Below are 15,229 nucleotides of genomic sequence, written 5' to 3'. Positions count from 1 at the left end.
GCGTTTCAAAGTGCTGGGGTGAACATGCCTTACGTAATGGTGAGGAAGACGGATGTAGCTGCAGAGTGGGCTCGCAAGTTCACGACGACCAATCGAGGGCGGAGTGTGAGATGGAAGCGCTAGGTAGATCGGTCGAAGACGTCGATGGACCGGAGGCGTTGCTCTCGTTTGTGGAGCGGCTGATGTCAACCGACAAGATTATCAACACGCGGAGTACTGCTCAATACTTTGATCAACTGTCGGGCTTTTTAGGCGACTCGACGGAGGGATATCTCGCTCGCTACTCCCACCTCCCGCCCGAGGCTTGGAAGCTTGTAGCAGACATACTGTGGTCAGGAGCCATTTACGACTAAGGGCAGGCCGTCGGTGCCGGCGTTACCGGACTCTTGTACCTACCGCGCTCATCGCGTGATGACGCGGCCTAGGTGACGAGCGGTTCAGCGGTGCAATGGTGCCGAGAATGGAGAAGTCCTTCGACCTGCTGGGCCGGATGACCAAGTACGAGGATGGTTCGGGTGGCTGGACCACCAGCGTCTTCGACCGGTTCGGCAAGCCGACGGAGGTGTCCGACTCCACGGGGTCGACGACGTCCTTCAGCTATGACCGGGCGAAGGAGCCGCGTGGGTTCGTGACGTCGGTGACCGATTCGGTGGCCGGGCGGATTTCCGCTTCCTACGGGCCCGATGGTCAGGTGATGAGCCAGTCGCTTCCCGGTGGGGTCACGCTGACGATCGGCTATGACGCGAACCGGACGCCGGTGTCGCGCACGTATGCGCGATCCGGCGACGGGACGCTGATTGCCTCGTCGGCGGCGGTGGAGAACGCTGCGGGGCAGATGGTCACGCATGTGACGCCGGGGACGAGCAAGCGGTACTCCTATGACGCGCTGGGCCGGTTGACCGGGGTGCAGGACTCGATCAACGGCACGCCGGTGTGCGTGGCGCGGGATTACGGCTACAACGTGCGGGGGAACCGGTTGTCGCTGTCGACGGCGGTCTCGGCCGCCGGCGGGTGTGTGGATCCTGGTGATCCCGGTGCGGGGGCCAGCACGAACACGTACATCTATGACTCGGCTGATCGGCTGGTGGAGGAGTCGGCGGTGGGCGCGGGGGCGTGGGTGTATGACCCGCTGGGTCGGGTCACGACCGCGCCGGTGCGCGGCTCCCCGAATGCGACTGTCGCGAACGAGTACTTCGCCAATGACCTGATCGCCGCCCAGACGATCGAGGGGGTCGCCCGGCAGACGTGGTCGTTGGATGCGATCGGGCGGTTCGCCTCGTACACGAACTCCGCTTGGGCGGCCGGGGCCGATGGCGTGCCTGCGTGGCAGGAGGCGGTCACCAAGGTCAACCACTACGACTCGGATTCGGATTCGCCGGCGTGGATCGCTGAGGACAGGTCGCTGGATTCTGAGATCACCCGGTACGTGGACGGGCTGGACGGCAGCCTGGCGGTGGAGACCGGGAAGTCCGGTGACCGGGTGCTGCAGCTGGTGGATCTGCACGGCGATGTGATGACCAGGCTGCCGATCCGGGACGGGGAGGACACCGCCGACTGGGTCGGGGCGCGGGTGCAGTCCGCCGATGAGTTCGGCAATCCCACGGATCTGACCACCGGCGCCGCTCGGGTCAGTGACGGGCAGTCTCCGGGTGCTGAGGGCCGGTACGGGTGGCTGGGCGGTAAGCAGCGCTCCGCCGACGCGCTGGCCGGTGTGGTGTTGATGGGGGTGCGGCTGTATGACCCGGGCACGGGCCGGTTCTGGTCCCGGGACCCCTCACCGGGTGGGAACTCGACCGCGTATGACTACTGCTCGGGTGATCCGGTCAACTGCACCGATCTGGATGGGCAGTGGGGGATCTTCAAGGCCCTGGTGAAGAAGGTGGCCAAGAAGGTCGCCGCGGTGGCCGAGGTGGTGGCCACCGTGGTGCCGGGGCCGATCGGGGTCGCGGCCGGGGCGATCTCGGCCGGGGCGTATGCGGTCACCGGCAACAAGGCCGCGGCGCTGCGGATGAGCGTGCAGGCGGTGGCCGCCATGGTCCCCGGCGGCGGCGCGATGGTGAAAGCCGGCTTCGCCGCAGCACGAGCCGGCGGGCGGGTCGCGGCCAAGGCCGGCCAGTCGCTGAGCAGGCTGACCAAGCGAAGCTGCAACAGCTTCACCCCCGAGACGCCCGTGCTCATGGCCGACGGCACCACCCAGCCCATCAGCGACATCGACGTCGGCGACCTCGTCGCCGCCAGAGACCCGATCACCGGCGAGCTCACCGCCCAACCGGTCCTGGATGTGATTGTCGGCTACGGCGACAAGCACTTGATCGGCATCACTACCGCACGCGCACCGCCGTCCGGCGAGGCGTACGCCACGGCCCCGATGAACGAGGAAACGTGGATCGCGACCGCCAACCATCCAATCTGGGTCGCAGGCCGAGGCTGGACCGACGCCGAGGAATTGCGGACTGGTGACGTCACCATTGGCATTAACGGCGAGACGCGGGTTGTCGTAGGAGTAATCGATCACGGCTGGATCGCTGATCAGACGGTTCTTAACCTCACGGTTGCCAACGTCCATACATTCGCCGTCGGCCACGGGGGCGAGGGTTCTCTTGTTCACAACTCAAGCTGTCCAAGGCTTACGCACGAGTTCGCCAAGACTCTGGGCCAAGCCTATGCCAAAGCTCGCGCGGCGAAGAAGCAAGCGCGTGCAGACGGCTTTGATGCTTACATCAATCCTGCCCGCTCTGGCAGATACAATGGCCCCAATACGATTCGGTCTGACGTTGTGGTCGTAACCGTAAAGCGGTCCCGTGGTGGACGGTTCGTGCCTATGCGGAAGAGGCCGCCCGTAGCTATTCACCACATCATCGTTAGGGCGGGGAAGCGAACTGGGTGAGCAGGAGGTTGCAGGATCGCCAGGAAGACATAGTGAAGGTTGTTAGTCTCCACGGGGAGTCTGGCGTGCGGCACCGATCCGCAGATCAATCTGGAGGGGGCGGTTGTATGGGTAGATCCAAGCGCACTCGGTCGGAAATCAGGCGGGCACGCCAGGCCGATTCAAGTCGGCCGCACACCGTGAAAGCCTATGGATTTGCGGTCGACGATCCGTTGGCGCAACGGTGGGAAAGTCAGGTCGTCTTCATCGCAGCGAGTCCTGGCGAGGCTGAGCGTCGACGGGAGCAGCTCGGACTGACTGAGAAACGTTCACGCCCACTCAGCGATGAGGAATTGGAGGCCGGGCGTGTCTACTTGGCATCTCAAGGCGGGGGGAGTGCCTACCTTCGTCGCCATCACGACAAGGGCTGGACGAGGTGGTACGAGCTTCCTTCGACCTACAGTCATCCTGGGCGTAGTGAGGCGCTGTCTGCCGCGCCTGAGCTGTTCTTGCCAGGTGAGCCTAGAGACCCGAGGGGCGAATTTGGGACTGCTGCACAAGTAGGTGACATCTGATCTGTGGTGCCGACAGGTGCCGCTGGAAGGATGTTCACCGTGCCCAAGCCCTACCCCCAGGAGTTCCGCGACGATGTCGTGAACGTCGCCCGCAACCGGGAGCCCGGTACTCACCTCAAGCAGGTCGCCGCGGACTTCGGGATCAGCGAGTCCTGCCTGACCAACTGGATGAAGGCCGCCGACGTCGAGGCCGGGGTCAAGCCCGGAACGACCGCATCGGAGAACACCGAGCTACGTGACGCCCGGCGCCGGATCCGGCTGCTGGAGCAGGAGAACGAGGTGCTGCGCCGGGCGGCGGCCTACCTGTCGCAGGCGAACCTGCCGGGAAAATGATGTACCCGCTCGTCCGTGAGCTCGCCGCGGTCGGTGCCCCTGTGCGGGTGCCGGTCACGGTGACGTGCCGGGTTCTGAAGCTGGCACGCCAGCCCTACTACCGGTGGCTGGCCGCCCCGATCACCGACGCCGAACTCGCCGAGGCCTACCGGGCCAACGCCCTGCACGACGCCCACACCGATGATCAGGAGTTCGGCTACCGGCTCCTGGTCGACGAGGCCGCCGATGCCGGGCAGCCGATGGCGGCGCGGACCGCCTGGGCGATCTGTTCGGCCAACGGCTGGTGGTCAGCGTTCGGTAAGCCCCGCCGCGGTAAGTCGAAGAAGGCCGGCCCGCCGGTCCATGACGACCTGCTGGCCACCGTCGATGAGCACGGGGTGACCCGGCACGCGTTCACCGCCAACGCGCCCAACACCGTGTGGTTGACCGACATCAGCGAACACAAGACCGGCGAAGGCAAGCTCTACCTGTGCGCGGTCAAGGACGTGCACTCCAACCGGATCGTGGGCTACTCCATCGACTCCCGGATGAAGTCCCGACTCGCGGTCACCGCCCTCTCGAACGCGGTCGCGATGCGCCGCGCCGCCGGTGAGATCGTGGCCGGCTGCATCGTTCACAGCGACCGCGGCAGCCAATTCCGATCCCGAAAATACGTCCGCGCCATCGGCCGTCACCAGATGGTCGGCTCGATGGGCCGCGTCGGTGCCTGCGGGGACAACGCCGCCATGGAGTCCTTCTTCGCGCTGCTGCAGAAGAACGTCCTGGACCGGCAAACCTGGACCACCCGCCAGCAACTGCGAGTCGCCATCGTCACCTGGATCGAACGCACCTACCACCGCCGACGACGGCAAGCCGCCCTCGGCCGACTGACACCCATCGAGTACGAGATGATCGCCCCCACACAGGCAGCTCAGGCCGCCTGACCCAACCTGTCACCTATCCGTGCAGCAGTCCCTTTCGCTGATTGTGCTTCGGTGGCAGGAGATCACGACTGCTGCGATCTCCCATCTTGATAGGACGATTGAAACCGGCGAGGCTCGCCATGGCCAATGCAGCAGTTGTCGAGTCCGACGGTGCCCCTCGAAACTGGGTGACCGCGCACGGATCACATGAGGATTGGTAGACGGCGGAGTGATGGGCTCGGTCGAGACATATTCGTACCGCTGATAAGACGGTGACCGACTCGTCGAGGTCGCCCGTCCCGACCGCAGCGACCGGCATCGCTCGGGCAAGAGCAATCCTCTCGACGCTGACTGAACCGTCCCGGGTCTGATGGAGGCTCACGACCGGCTCGTTCGGCCCGTCCCTCCATCGCGAATGCACGAGAGCCGGCGCTATTCAGTCCTCGCCAGCGGGGCGCCGGGCGCGGCTGGGCTGCACGCGCATCGGCTCGCCGGGCATCTTGGGGTAGTCCGGGGGATAGGGCAGGTCGCCGAGGCCGGCGTCGGCCGCCTGGCGCTCGGCCAGCTCCAGCAGCGGCTCGATCCCGAAGGCGTGCTCGGCCAGCCCGGCGTGCGGATCGCCGACCTCGCGGAACCGGGCCGGCATGGTGAGCACGTCGAAGTCGAACGGTGACACGTCCGGCAGCTCGTCCCAGGTCACCGGAGCGGACACCGGCGCGTGCGGCTTGGGCCGGATGGAGTACGCCGAGGCGATGGTGCGGTCCCGGGCCATCTGGTTGTAGTCGATGAAGATCTTCTCGCCGCGCTCCTCCTTCCACCACGACATGGTCACGCGGTCGGGCAGCCGCCGTTCCAGCTCCCGGCCGAACGCGATCACCGCGTGGCGCACCTCGGTGAAGGTCCACCGCGGCTGGATGGGCACGTAGATGTGCACCCCGCGGCCACCGGAGGTCTTCGGCCAGCCCTCCATGCCGAACTCGTGCAGCAGCTCGCGCACGTGCGGGGCCACCCACACGGCGTCGGCGAAGTCGGTGCCCGGCTGCGGGTCGAGGTCGATGCGGATCTGGTTCGGCGACTCGACGTCGTCCTTGCCGACCGGCCACGGGTGGAAGGTGAGCGTGCCGAGGTTCGCGCACCACGCGACCACGGCCAGCGAGTCGGGGGCGATCTCGTCGGCCGTCCGCCCGCTGGGGAAGGTGATGTGCGCCGTCTGCACCCACGGCGGGGCGTTCTTGGGCACCCGCTTCTGGTAGAAGGCGTCGCCGTGGGTGTCCGCCCGCGTGGCCATTTTCGCGTCGGGGGAGTAGCCCCCCGGCCAGCGCTCCAGCGTCGTCGGCCGGTCCCTCAGCGCGAACAGGATGCCCTCGCCGACCGCGATGAAGTACTCGACGACGTCGATCTTGCGCAGACCGCGCTCGGCGAAGTACGGCTTCTCCGGGTTGGAGACGCGCACCTCGTGCCCGTCGACGTCCAGGAGAACGGCGTCCTTGCTGCTGGCCATGGCCCAGTCCTACCGCAGCGGCGCCCCTGAGGGGCGGTCGGCTACGCCGGACAGGTGAGGCCGTCCGCCGGCACGACCAGGTCGATCAGGTAGGCGTTGACCGCGGCGTTGACGCAGTCGGTCTTCGGGTAGGCCGTGTGCCCCTGGCCCTGCCAGGTCAGCAGCACGCCGTTCTCGAGGTCCTCGGCGAGGTCGACGGCACCCGGCAGCGGCGTCACCGGGTCGCCCTGGTTGCCGATCACCAGGATCGGGGCGCTGCCCTCGGCGTCCCGCTCGGGCAGCGGGGTGCGCTCGGCGTCCCAGGTCGAGCAGGTGTACAGCCCGGCCGCCGAGCCGGCGCCGAACAGCGGGTACTCGGCGCTCCACTCGGCGACGAGCGCGCGCACCCGCTCCTCCTCGACCGTCTCCTCGGTGTCGGCGCAGTTGATCGCCAGGTTCGCGTCGAGCAGGTTGGAGTAGGTGCCGTCCTCCAGCCGGCCGCTGTAGTCGTCGGCCAGCGAGAACAGCGCCGTGGCGTCGCCGGCCTGGGCGGCCGCCAGCCCCTGGGCCAGCTGCGGCCAGGAGGCGGTGTCGTACAAGGCGGCCTGGACGGCGGTCAGGATGACGCCCGGCGTCGCCTGCCGGGTCTCCTCGGGGTCGCTGCTCGGGATCGGGGTGGTGGCCGCCTGCGCCAGCAGGTCTTCCACGAACTGCCGCGGGTTGTCGCCCAGCGGGCAGCCGGCGATCAGGCTGGTGCAGTTGGCGGCGAAGGCGTCGAAGCCCGCCTCGAAGCCGGCGGCGCTGGCCTCGGCGTCGGCGATCGCGTCGGTGTCGGGGTCGACGGCGGCGTCGAGCACCATGGCCCGCACCCGGTCGGGGTAGAGCTCGGCGTAGGTGGAGCCCAGCGTGGTGCCGTAGGAGTAGCCGAGGAAGTTCAGCTGGTCCTCACCCAGTGCCTGGCGCAGCTGCTCCATGTCGCGGGCGGTGTCGACGGTGTTGAAGGTGCCCAGCGCGTCGCCGTACTCCTCGGCGCAGCCGTCGGCGATCTCCCCGGAGAGGGCGAAGACGTCGTCCAGCTGCTCCGCGGTCGTCGGGCGGGGCTCCGCGGCGATCGCCCGGTCCTTCAGGTCGGCGGGGACGCACTCGACCGGGGTGGACAGGCCCACGCCGCGCGGGTCGAAGCCGACGATGTCGAAGCGGTTCAGCACGTCCTCGGGAAGGGTCAGCGCCAGCCCGATCGCGGCGTCCGCGCCGGACCCGCCCGGGCCACCCGGGTTGACCATGAGCGAACCGATGGGGTCGGTCTGTGCCCCGGACGACGCCCGCACCAGGAACAGCGGCAGGGTCGCGCCCTGCGGCTCGTCGTAGTCGATGGGGACCTCGGTGCGCCCGCACTCGAACGCGAGGTCGCGCTCGCTGCCCGGCTGCCCGGCGATCAGCGGCTGGATCTGCTCGTCGCAGTCGGTCCACTCGATCTCGGCGACCTCCGGCTCGGTCGGCGTGGCGCTGGCCGTGGCCTCCGGCGTCGGCTCGTCCCCGGAGGTGCAGCCGGCGAGGGCGAGCGGGAGGGCCAGGAGCAGGCCGGACGCAGCGGCCGGGAAGCCGCGGTGGAGACGCATGATCACGAGCATAAGGACCTTTCGGCCCCCCATCGCTCGCACGCTCGAGGTGGGCCCCTGCCGAAAGGCCGCGCACGGCGGCGCGTCAGCCGTCGAGGACCTCGGCCAGGTCGTAGCGAACCGGCACGTCGAGCTGGTCGTACGTGCAGCTGCGCGGGTCCCGGTCCGGCCGCCACCGGAGGAACTGACCGGTGTGACGAAGTCGACGGCCCTCCAGCTGGTCGTACTTGATCTCCACCACCAGCTCCGGGCGCAGCGGCACCCAGGAGAGGTCCTTCTTCGCGTTCCAGCGGCTGACCGCGCCGGGCATGCGGCTCTCGCCGTTCTCCTGCACCTGGGCGTTGGCCCAGTCCTGCCACGGGTGCCCGTCGAGCGCCTCGGCCCGGTAGGGCGCCAGCTCCTCCACCAGCTCGGCGCGGCGCTTCATCGGGAAGGAGGCGGCCACGCCGATGTGCTGCAGGCCGCCGGCGTCGTCGTACAGCCCGAGCAGCAGCGAGCCCACGATCGGCCCGCTCTTGTGCCAGCGGAAGCCGGCGACCACGCAGTCCGCCGTCCGCACGTGCTTGATCTTGGCCATCAGCCGCTGGTCGGGCCCGTAGGGCAGCTCGCCGTTCTTGGCGACGACGCCGTCGAGGCCCGCGCCCTCGAACGTCTCGAACCACCGCTGCGCGGTGCCGGCGTCCCGGCTGATCGCGGTGACGTGCACCGGGGGGCGGGCCCCCGCGAGGACGGCGCGCAGCCGCTCCTGGCGCTGGGCGAACGGCACCTCCAGCAGCGACTCGTCGCCCAGGGCGAGCAGGTCGAAGGCGACGAACGAGGCCGGCGTCTGCTCGGCCAGCATGGTCACCCGCGACTCCGCCGGGTGGATGCGCTGCAGGAGCGACTCGAACTGCAGCCGCTCGTCGCGCGCGATGACGATCTCGCCGTCGACCACGCACCGCTCGGGCAGCTGCTCCTTCACCGCCGCCACCACCTCGGGGAAGTAGCGGGTGAGTGGCCGCTCGTTGCGGCTGCCCAGCTCCACCTCGTCGCCGTCGCGGAAGACGATGCAGCGGAAGCCGTCCCACTTGGGCTCGTAGAACCACTCGTCGCCGGTCGGGATCGTGGTCACGGCCTTGGCCAGCATCGGCTTCACCGGCAGCTGCACGGGCAGGTCCATGCGGGCAGTCAAGCAGCTCCCGCCGTGGCAGGGTGCCGGTATGGCGACGATCCACTCCACCACGCTGGCGCCCACCAAGCTCCAGCTGCTGACCGGCTGGCTCCCGATGCAGCCCTGGTACCGGGCGGGGGAGACGGCGCCCCGGCTGGAGCGCGCCGGGGGCTTCCGGCTCGACGACCCGGCCGGCGCGGTCGGCATCGAGCTGATGGTGGTCACCGACGGAGCCGGGGCGGGCACCGCCTACTTCACCCCGCTGACCTACCGCGGGGCGCCGCTGGAGGAGGCGGCGGCGGGGCTGATCGGCACGCTCGAGCACGGGGTGCTCGGCACCCGCTGGGTGTACGACGCCGCGCACGACCCGGTCGCGCAGGCGCAGCTGCTCGCGTTCGTCACCGGCGGGGTCGAGGCCCAGCACCAGAGCGAGAGCGACACCCTCGACCCGTCCGTCGGTCGGTCGTGGGACGGCGGCGCACCCAGTGCGGTGGAGCTGGTGCGGGTTCCCGAGCCGGGCGTGCCGGCCACCGCGCGCGGGTCGGTCGAGGTGGACTGGACGCGCCCCGACGGGAGCACCACGCGCGGCGTCGTCGCCGTCGTCCGGTAGCCCGCGCCGGCACCGGAGCTAGCGTGCCGCCCGGACGCCGTAGCGGGTGAAGAGCATCCCGTCCTCCTCCAGCACCTGGCGGAGTTCCAAGGGGATGCGGTCGGCCAGCTCCTCCCCGAGCAGGCGGGCACCGGCCGCACCGACCAGCACGGGGGAGACCGAGAGGGCGAGGTCGTCGACCACGCCGGCCCGCAGGGCGGCGCGGAACAGCTGCGGGCCGCCCTCGCAGACCACCTGCTCCAGCCCGCGGTCGGCGAGGGCGGCCAGCGCCGCCGGCAGGTCGACGTCGTCGTCGCCGCACACCAGGACGTCGACGCCCGCGTCGGCCAGCCGCGCCCGCCGGTCCGGGTCCGCGGCCGCGCACGTCACCAGGACGGTAGGCAGCTGCGCCGCCGCGACCAGCCGGCTGGCCGGGTCCAGCGACGCCCGCCGGGAGACGACCGCCACCGGCATCCCCGGCGGGCGGCCGAGGGCGGCGCGCAGCCGGCCCACCGTGGAGTCGGGCAGCACCGGCCGGTAGTCCTCGGCGGCGGCCGTGCCGTGCCCCACGAGGACGACGTCGGCCAGCGCCCGCAGCAGCCGGAAGACGCGCTTGTCGCCCGGCGAGCCGAGGCCCGCGCTGCGCTCCTCGACGGTCACCGCGCCGTCGAGGGAGGTCACGAAGTTCACCAGCAGCGAGCGCCCCTCCGGCAGCCGGTACGCCTCGGCCAGGCCGGCGTCGTCGAGCTCGGCCGCCGGCTCCGGGAACAGCCTCCGCACGTCAGCGGGTGGCCAGCACGGCCGCGCTCTCCGCGGGCAGGGTGACCGTCCGGCCGTCGAGCGCGGGCAGCTCGCCGGTGGCGAACAGCACCTCGCCGGCGGGCACGTCGAGGTCGATCTCGCGCGGGGAGTCGGCCAGGTTCACCACCACCCGCAGCGAGCCCCGGTGCACCACGAGCCAGCGGTCCGCATCGTCCCAGTTGACCTGGACCGCCGCCAGGTCGGGATCGGTCAGGTCGGGGTGCGCCCGGCGCAGCGCGAGCAGCGAGCGGTGCACGGCGAGCAGCCGGTCGTGCGGCTCCCGGGAGAGCTCCGACCAGTCCAGCTTCGACCGGGTGAAGGTCTCCGGGTCCTGCGGGTCGGGCACCACGTCGGCGTCCCAGCCGTGCTCGGCGAACTCGCCGATCCGGCCCTCCGCCGTCGCCCGGCCCAGCTCCGGCTCCGGGTGGCTGGTGAAGAACTGCCACGGGGTGGTCGCGCCCCAATCCTCGCCCATGAAGAGCATCGGGGTGAACGGGCTGGTGAGCACCAGCGTCGCGCCGACCGCGAGCAGCCCGGGGGAGAGGGTGGCCGAGATGCGGTCACCGGTGGCCCGGTTGCCGATCTGGTCGTGGTCCTGCAGGTAGCCGAGGAACTTCCAGCCGGGCAGGTGCCCGGTGTCGACCGGGCGGCCGTGGTGCCGGCGGCGGAAGCTGGACCAGGCGCCGTCGTGGAAGTAGGCGCCGGTCAGCGTCTTGGCCAGCCCGGCCAGCCCGCCGGCGGCGAAGTCGGCGTAGTAGCCCTGCCCCTCACCGGTCAGCACCGAGTGCAGGGAGTGGTGGAAGTCGTCGCTCCACTGGGCGGTCAGCCCCAGCCCGCCGGCGACCCGCGGGGTCACCATGCGCGGGTCGTTGAGGTCGCTCTCGGCGATGAGGGTGAGCGGGCGGCCGACGGAGGCCGACAGCTTGTCCACCTCCTGCGCCATCTCCTCGAGCACGTGGGTGGCCCGCTCGTCGACCAGGGCGTGGACGGCGTCCAGCCGCAGCCCGTCGACGTGCATGTCGCGCAGCCACATGAGCGCGTTGTCGATGATGTAGCGGCGCACCTCGTCGGAGTCCGGGCCCGAGAGGTTGACCGAGTCGCCCCAGGTGTTGGCGCCCCCCTCGGCGAAGATGGGGAAGAACTGCGGCAGGTAGTTCCCGGACGGGCCGAGGTGGTTGTAGACGACGTCCTGGATCACGCCGAGGCCGTGGGAGTGGCAGGCGTCGACGAAGCGCTGGTAGGCCGCCGGGCCGCCGTACTCCTCCTGCACGGCGTACCAGAGCACGCCGTCGTAGCCCCAGTTGTGCGTGCCGTTGAAGCCGTTGACGGGCAGCAGCTCCACGAAGTCGACGCCGAGCCGCACCAGGTGGCCCAGCCGGCCGATCGCCGCGTCGAGGGTGCCCTCGGGGGTGAAGGTGCCGACGTGCAGCTCGTAGACCACCCCGCCGGCCAGCGGGCGGCCGTGCCAGGACCGGTCGCCCCACTGGTAGGCCGACGGCTCGTACCGGCGGGACAGGCCGTGCACGCCGTCGGGCTGGCGGCGGGACCGCGGGTCCGGCACGGGCTTCTCGCCGTCGTCCAGCAGGAACCCGTAGTCGGCCTCGGGGCCCGCCGCCACCTCGGCGCGCCACCAGCCGCCGTCGTCCCGGCTCATGTCGTGGACGGTGCCGTCGACCTGGACACGCACCCGTCCGGGCAGCGGCGCCCAGACGGCGAACTCGGCGGGAGCGGGCATGCGGGAGCCTCCGATGAGGGGGGACGGCGGGGGGCGGACCGATTCTGCCCGGGACGTCGCGGCCCAACCCTCCACGTCCCGGATGGGACACGAGCCACCTGGCGTGCGCGAATGCACCTGTACGCGGGCCCCGGCGCGCTACCGTCCCGCCGAACCGGTACCCATGGGTACCCGAGCAGAGCGGAGACCGCGCGTGGGCACGGTTCGGACCCTCGTCCTCCCGGCGTTGCGGCTGGTCGTCTGGGCGGTCATCGCGGCAGCGCTCGTGGTGCTGGCCTTCCGCGGCGGCACCGGCACCGAGCCCGGCGGTGGGCCGGGCGCACCCACCGTCGACCTCACCTCGCCGATCGTCCCGGTCGCCCGGGGGACCGTGGCCAACACGGTGACGGTGCCGGGCACCGTCGTCGCCGACGACCCGGTCCCGGTCAGGGCCACGGCGGCCGGGACGGTGCGCCGGGTGCTCGTCAAGGCCGGCTCCACGGTCACCGCGGACCAGGCGCTGCTCGAGATCCGCGTGGAGGAGGAGCAGCAGCCGGTCACCGGCACCGACCCCGAGGGCAACCCCACGGTCACACCCCGCCCGCCGAAGGTCCGCACGGTGACCGTCGCCGCCCCGGGGGCCGGGACGCTGTCGGCGATGGACGTGCTGGTCGACCAGGTCGTGGCCGTCGGCGACAAGGTCGGGGAGGTCTCACCGGGCTCCCTCTCGGTGACCGCGCCGCTGTCGCAGAGCGACCAGTTCCGCCTCCTGGCACCGCCGTCGACCGCGGAGGTCACCGTGCAGGGCGGCCCGGCCCCGTTCACCTGCACCGACCTGCGGCTGGGCGCCGCCACCGGCGGCTCCCCCCCGGACCCCGGCGCCGGTGGCGACCCGATGGCGCCCCCGCAGGCGGCCGGGACGACGGCCCGCTGCGCCGTCCCGGCCGGGGTGACCGTGTTCGCCGGCATGGGGACGACGGTCGCCGTCTCGGCCGGGATCGCGGAGAACGTCCTCGTCGTCCCGATCACCGCGGTCCAGGGCTCGGTGCAGCAGGGCAACGTCTGGGTGATCGGGGAGAGCGGCGCGGAGGAGCAGCGCTCGGTGGTCCTCGGCCTCACCGACGGCGAGCAGGTCGAGGTGCGCGAGGGGCTCGCCGAGGGCGACCAGGTGCTGCAGTTCGTGCCGGTGCCCGACGACACGGTCGAGGACCCGATGATGGGCGGGCCGTACGGATGAGTCTGCTCTCGCTCAGCGGCATCAGCCGCCGGGTCGACCTGCCCGACGGCAGCGTCCTGCCCATCCTCACCGGCGTCGACCTCCAGCTGGCCGCCGGGGAGCACGTGTCGATCGTCGGCCGGTCGGGCTCGGGGAAGTCGACGCTGCTGAACATCCTCGGCCTCCTCGACAGCCCCACCGAGGGGGAGTACCTGCTCGACGGCGAACCCACCGACCACCTGCGCGCCCGGCGCCGCTCACGGCTGCGCGGCGAGGTCTTCGGCTTCGTCTTCCAGCAGTTCAACCTGCTGCCGCGGCGCACCGCCGCCGAGAACGTGGCCGCGCCCCTGCTCTACGCGCGCGGCCGGGACTTCCTGCGCCGCCGGCGCACCGCCCTCGAGATGCTCGACCGGGTCGGGCTGGGCGCCCGCGCCGACCAGGTGCCCGAGCGGCTCTCCGGCGGCGAGCAGCAGCGCGTGGCGATCGCCCGGGCGCTGGTGCGGTCGCCCCGGGTGGTGCTGGCCGACGAGCCCACCGGGGCGCTGGACGTGGAGACCGGGGCCCAGGTGATGGCGCTGCTCGCCCAGGCGACGGCCGAGAACGGTGCGGCGCTGGTGACGATCACCCACGACCTCTCCGTGGCCGCCCTCGCCGGCCGGCGGTTCCGGCTCGAGGGCGGCCGGCTCTCCCCGCTCGTGGAGAGCGGTGCGCTGAACGCCGCGACGGCCGACCGGGGAACGGCGTGATCGCCGTCCTGGGGGCGCTGTCGGAGGCGTGGGACGAGGTCCGGGTCCACAAGAGCCGGGTGGTCCTGTCGCTGGTCGGGGTCTTCCTCGCCGTGTTCGCCATGACCTCGGTGACCGCGCTGGGCCTGATCGTGGCCCAGGTCCAGCAGGAGGGCGCCGAACGGGGCTCCGGCCGGCCCGCGACCGTGGCCGTCAACGCCTACGACCCCATGACCGGCATGCCGCCCGACGCGGCCGAGTGGGACGCCGCCGTCGCGGAGCTGGTCGACCGCCACGGCATCACGACGGCCGCGACCATCTCCTACGGGGAGGGCCTCTTCCGGCTGCCCGGCGGCACCCAGCGGCTGCAGACGATGCGGGTGTCACCGGCCTACGGCGAGCTGCACCGCAAGGAGCCGGTGGAGGGCCGCTGGCTCCGCGAGGGCGACCGCACGAGCCTGTCCCCGGCCCTGGTGGTGAACGAGGCGTTTCTCGAGCTGCTCGGGGTGCCCGACCTGTCCTCCCGGCCGACCGTGGTGCTCGGCGGGCCGACGCCGGTGCGGGCCACGATCGTGGGCGTCATCCGCGAGGGGTACGGCAGCGAGCCGATCGTTTACCGGGCCGACCGGTCGGGCGGGCCGTGGGACGCCCCCGGGGCCGTCGACCCGGCGACGGCGATGTACGCCGGCCCGAGCACCCTGGAGCTCTGGGTGCCGCCCGACCAGGCCGAGCAGGTGATGGAGGTGGTCGCCCGCGACCTCGGCGCCGCGCTGGACGTGCAGGTGGACACCTACCGCCAGGACGCCTCGGGCCTGGAGGAGACGCTGGCGATGCTGCGGCTGGCGATCCGCTGCGCCGGGATCGTGGTGCTGGTGCTGGGCGGGCTCGGGGTGCTGAACATCGGCCTGGTGACCGTGCGTCAGCGGATCCGGGAGATCGGGGTGCGGCGCAGCTTCGGCGCCACCTCGGGGCGGATCTTCTCGGCGGTGATGCTGGAGAGCGTCTGCGCCACGGCGCTGGCCGGCGTCGCGGCGGTGGGCTGCTCGATCGTGCTGGTGCGCAACCTGCCACTGGAGCAGCTGCTCAACGACGGCATCCCGCTGGCCGACACCCCCGGCTTCCCCGTGGCGGCGGCGGTCGAGGGGCTGGTCGCGGCGACCGCCGTCGGGGCGTTGGCCGGGCTGCTGCCCGCGCTTATCGCCGTCCGCGCCAAGGTCATCGACGCGATCCGGTTCTGAGCGGGCGCCCCCCCTTACGGT

11 protein-coding genes are annotated in these 15,229 nt (G+C 71.3%); 6 read left to right on the top strand and 5 right to left on the bottom strand.

Annotation, left to right across the window (positions count from 1 at the left end):
- Positions 1–460: 460 nt before the first annotated feature.
- Both BD833_RS01610 and BD833_RS01605 read left to right on the top strand, forming a co-directional pair.
- Positions 461–2,887 (top strand): RHS repeat-associated core domain-containing protein, encoded by a 2,427-nt coding sequence (locus BD833_RS01610; RefSeq protein WP_166531364.1) that lies wholly within the window; start codon positions 461–463, stop codon positions 2,885–2,887.
- A gap of 593 nt (positions 2,888–3,480) precedes the next feature.
- Positions 3,481–4,697, top strand: a protein-coding gene (locus BD833_RS01605; protein WP_166531363.1) for an IS3 family transposase whose coding sequence is annotated in 2 segments (ribosomal slippage) — positions 3,481–3,765 and positions 3,768–4,697 — 1,215 coding nt in all. Because the reading frame shifts where the segments join, the coding sequence is not laid out codon by codon here.
- 415 nt (positions 4,698–5,112) lie between these two features.
- Here BD833_RS01605 and BD833_RS01600 read toward each other — a convergent pair.
- The 3 genes from BD833_RS01600 to BD833_RS01590 all read right to left on the bottom strand — a co-directional run bounded on the left by BD833_RS01600 (position 5,113) and on the right by BD833_RS01590 (position 8,934).
- Positions 5,113–6,177: a DNA polymerase domain-containing protein gene (locus BD833_RS01600; protein WP_166531362.1), complete on the bottom strand. Its 1,065-nt coding sequence runs from the start codon at positions 6,175–6,177 to the stop codon at positions 5,113–5,115.
- 41 nt (positions 6,178–6,218) lie between these two features.
- Positions 6,219–7,775: an alpha/beta hydrolase gene (locus BD833_RS01595; protein WP_166531361.1), complete on the bottom strand. Its 1,557-nt coding sequence runs from the start codon at positions 7,773–7,775 to the stop codon at positions 6,219–6,221.
- Between the two features lie 85 nt (positions 7,776–7,860).
- On the bottom strand, positions 7,861–8,934 hold the full coding sequence (locus BD833_RS01590; protein ID WP_166531360.1) for an ATP-dependent DNA ligase: 1,074 nt from the start codon (positions 8,932–8,934) through the stop codon (positions 7,861–7,863).
- A gap of 40 nt (positions 8,935–8,974) precedes the next feature.
- Here BD833_RS01590 and BD833_RS01585 point away from each other — a divergent pair, with 40 nt between their 5' ends.
- Entirely contained in the window at positions 8,975–9,535 is a 561-nt protein-coding gene (locus BD833_RS01585; RefSeq protein WP_166531359.1) for a maltokinase N-terminal cap-like domain-containing protein, read from the top strand.
- A gap of 18 nt (positions 9,536–9,553) precedes the next feature.
- Here BD833_RS01585 and BD833_RS01580 read toward each other — a convergent pair whose 3' ends face one another.
- Positions 9,554–10,294, bottom strand: a complete 741-nt coding sequence (locus BD833_RS01580) for a dihydrofolate reductase family protein (protein ID WP_166531358.1) — start codon at positions 10,292–10,294, stop codon at positions 9,554–9,556.
- A 1-nt stretch (position 10,295) separates the two neighbouring features.
- Entirely contained in the window at positions 10,296–12,050 is a 1,755-nt protein-coding gene (gene treZ / locus BD833_RS01575) for a malto-oligosyltrehalose trehalohydrolase (protein ID WP_166531357.1), read from the bottom strand.
- Between the two features lie 193 nt (positions 12,051–12,243).
- Here treZ and BD833_RS01570 point away from each other — a divergent pair, with 193 nt between their 5' ends.
- From BD833_RS01570 to BD833_RS01560, 3 genes are read left to right on the top strand one after another with little or no spacing between them, the layout of a single operon-like run.
- Entirely contained in the window at positions 12,244–13,266 is a 1,023-nt protein-coding gene (locus BD833_RS01570) for an efflux RND transporter periplasmic adaptor subunit (RefSeq protein ID WP_166531356.1), read from the top strand.
- Positions 13,263–13,991: an ABC transporter ATP-binding protein gene (locus BD833_RS01565; protein WP_166531355.1), complete on the top strand. Its 729-nt coding sequence runs from the start codon at positions 13,263–13,265 to the stop codon at positions 13,989–13,991. The genes BD833_RS01570 and BD833_RS01565 overlap by 4 nt, the downstream gene beginning before the upstream one ends.
- Positions 13,988–15,208 (top strand): ABC transporter permease, encoded by a 1,221-nt coding sequence (locus BD833_RS01560; protein ID WP_166531354.1) that lies wholly within the window; start codon positions 13,988–13,990, stop codon positions 15,206–15,208. Before BD833_RS01565 ends, BD833_RS01560 begins: the two co-directional genes overlap by 4 nt.
- Positions 15,209–15,229: the final 21 nt, after the last annotated feature.

Source organism: Blastococcus xanthinilyticus, assembly GCF_008124835.1.
Lineage (GTDB): Bacteria > Actinomycetota > Actinomycetes > Mycobacteriales > Geodermatophilaceae > Blastococcus > Blastococcus xanthinilyticus.
Note: the sequence above shows the minus strand (reverse complement) of the source record. Positions and strands in the feature narration are given on the sequence as shown.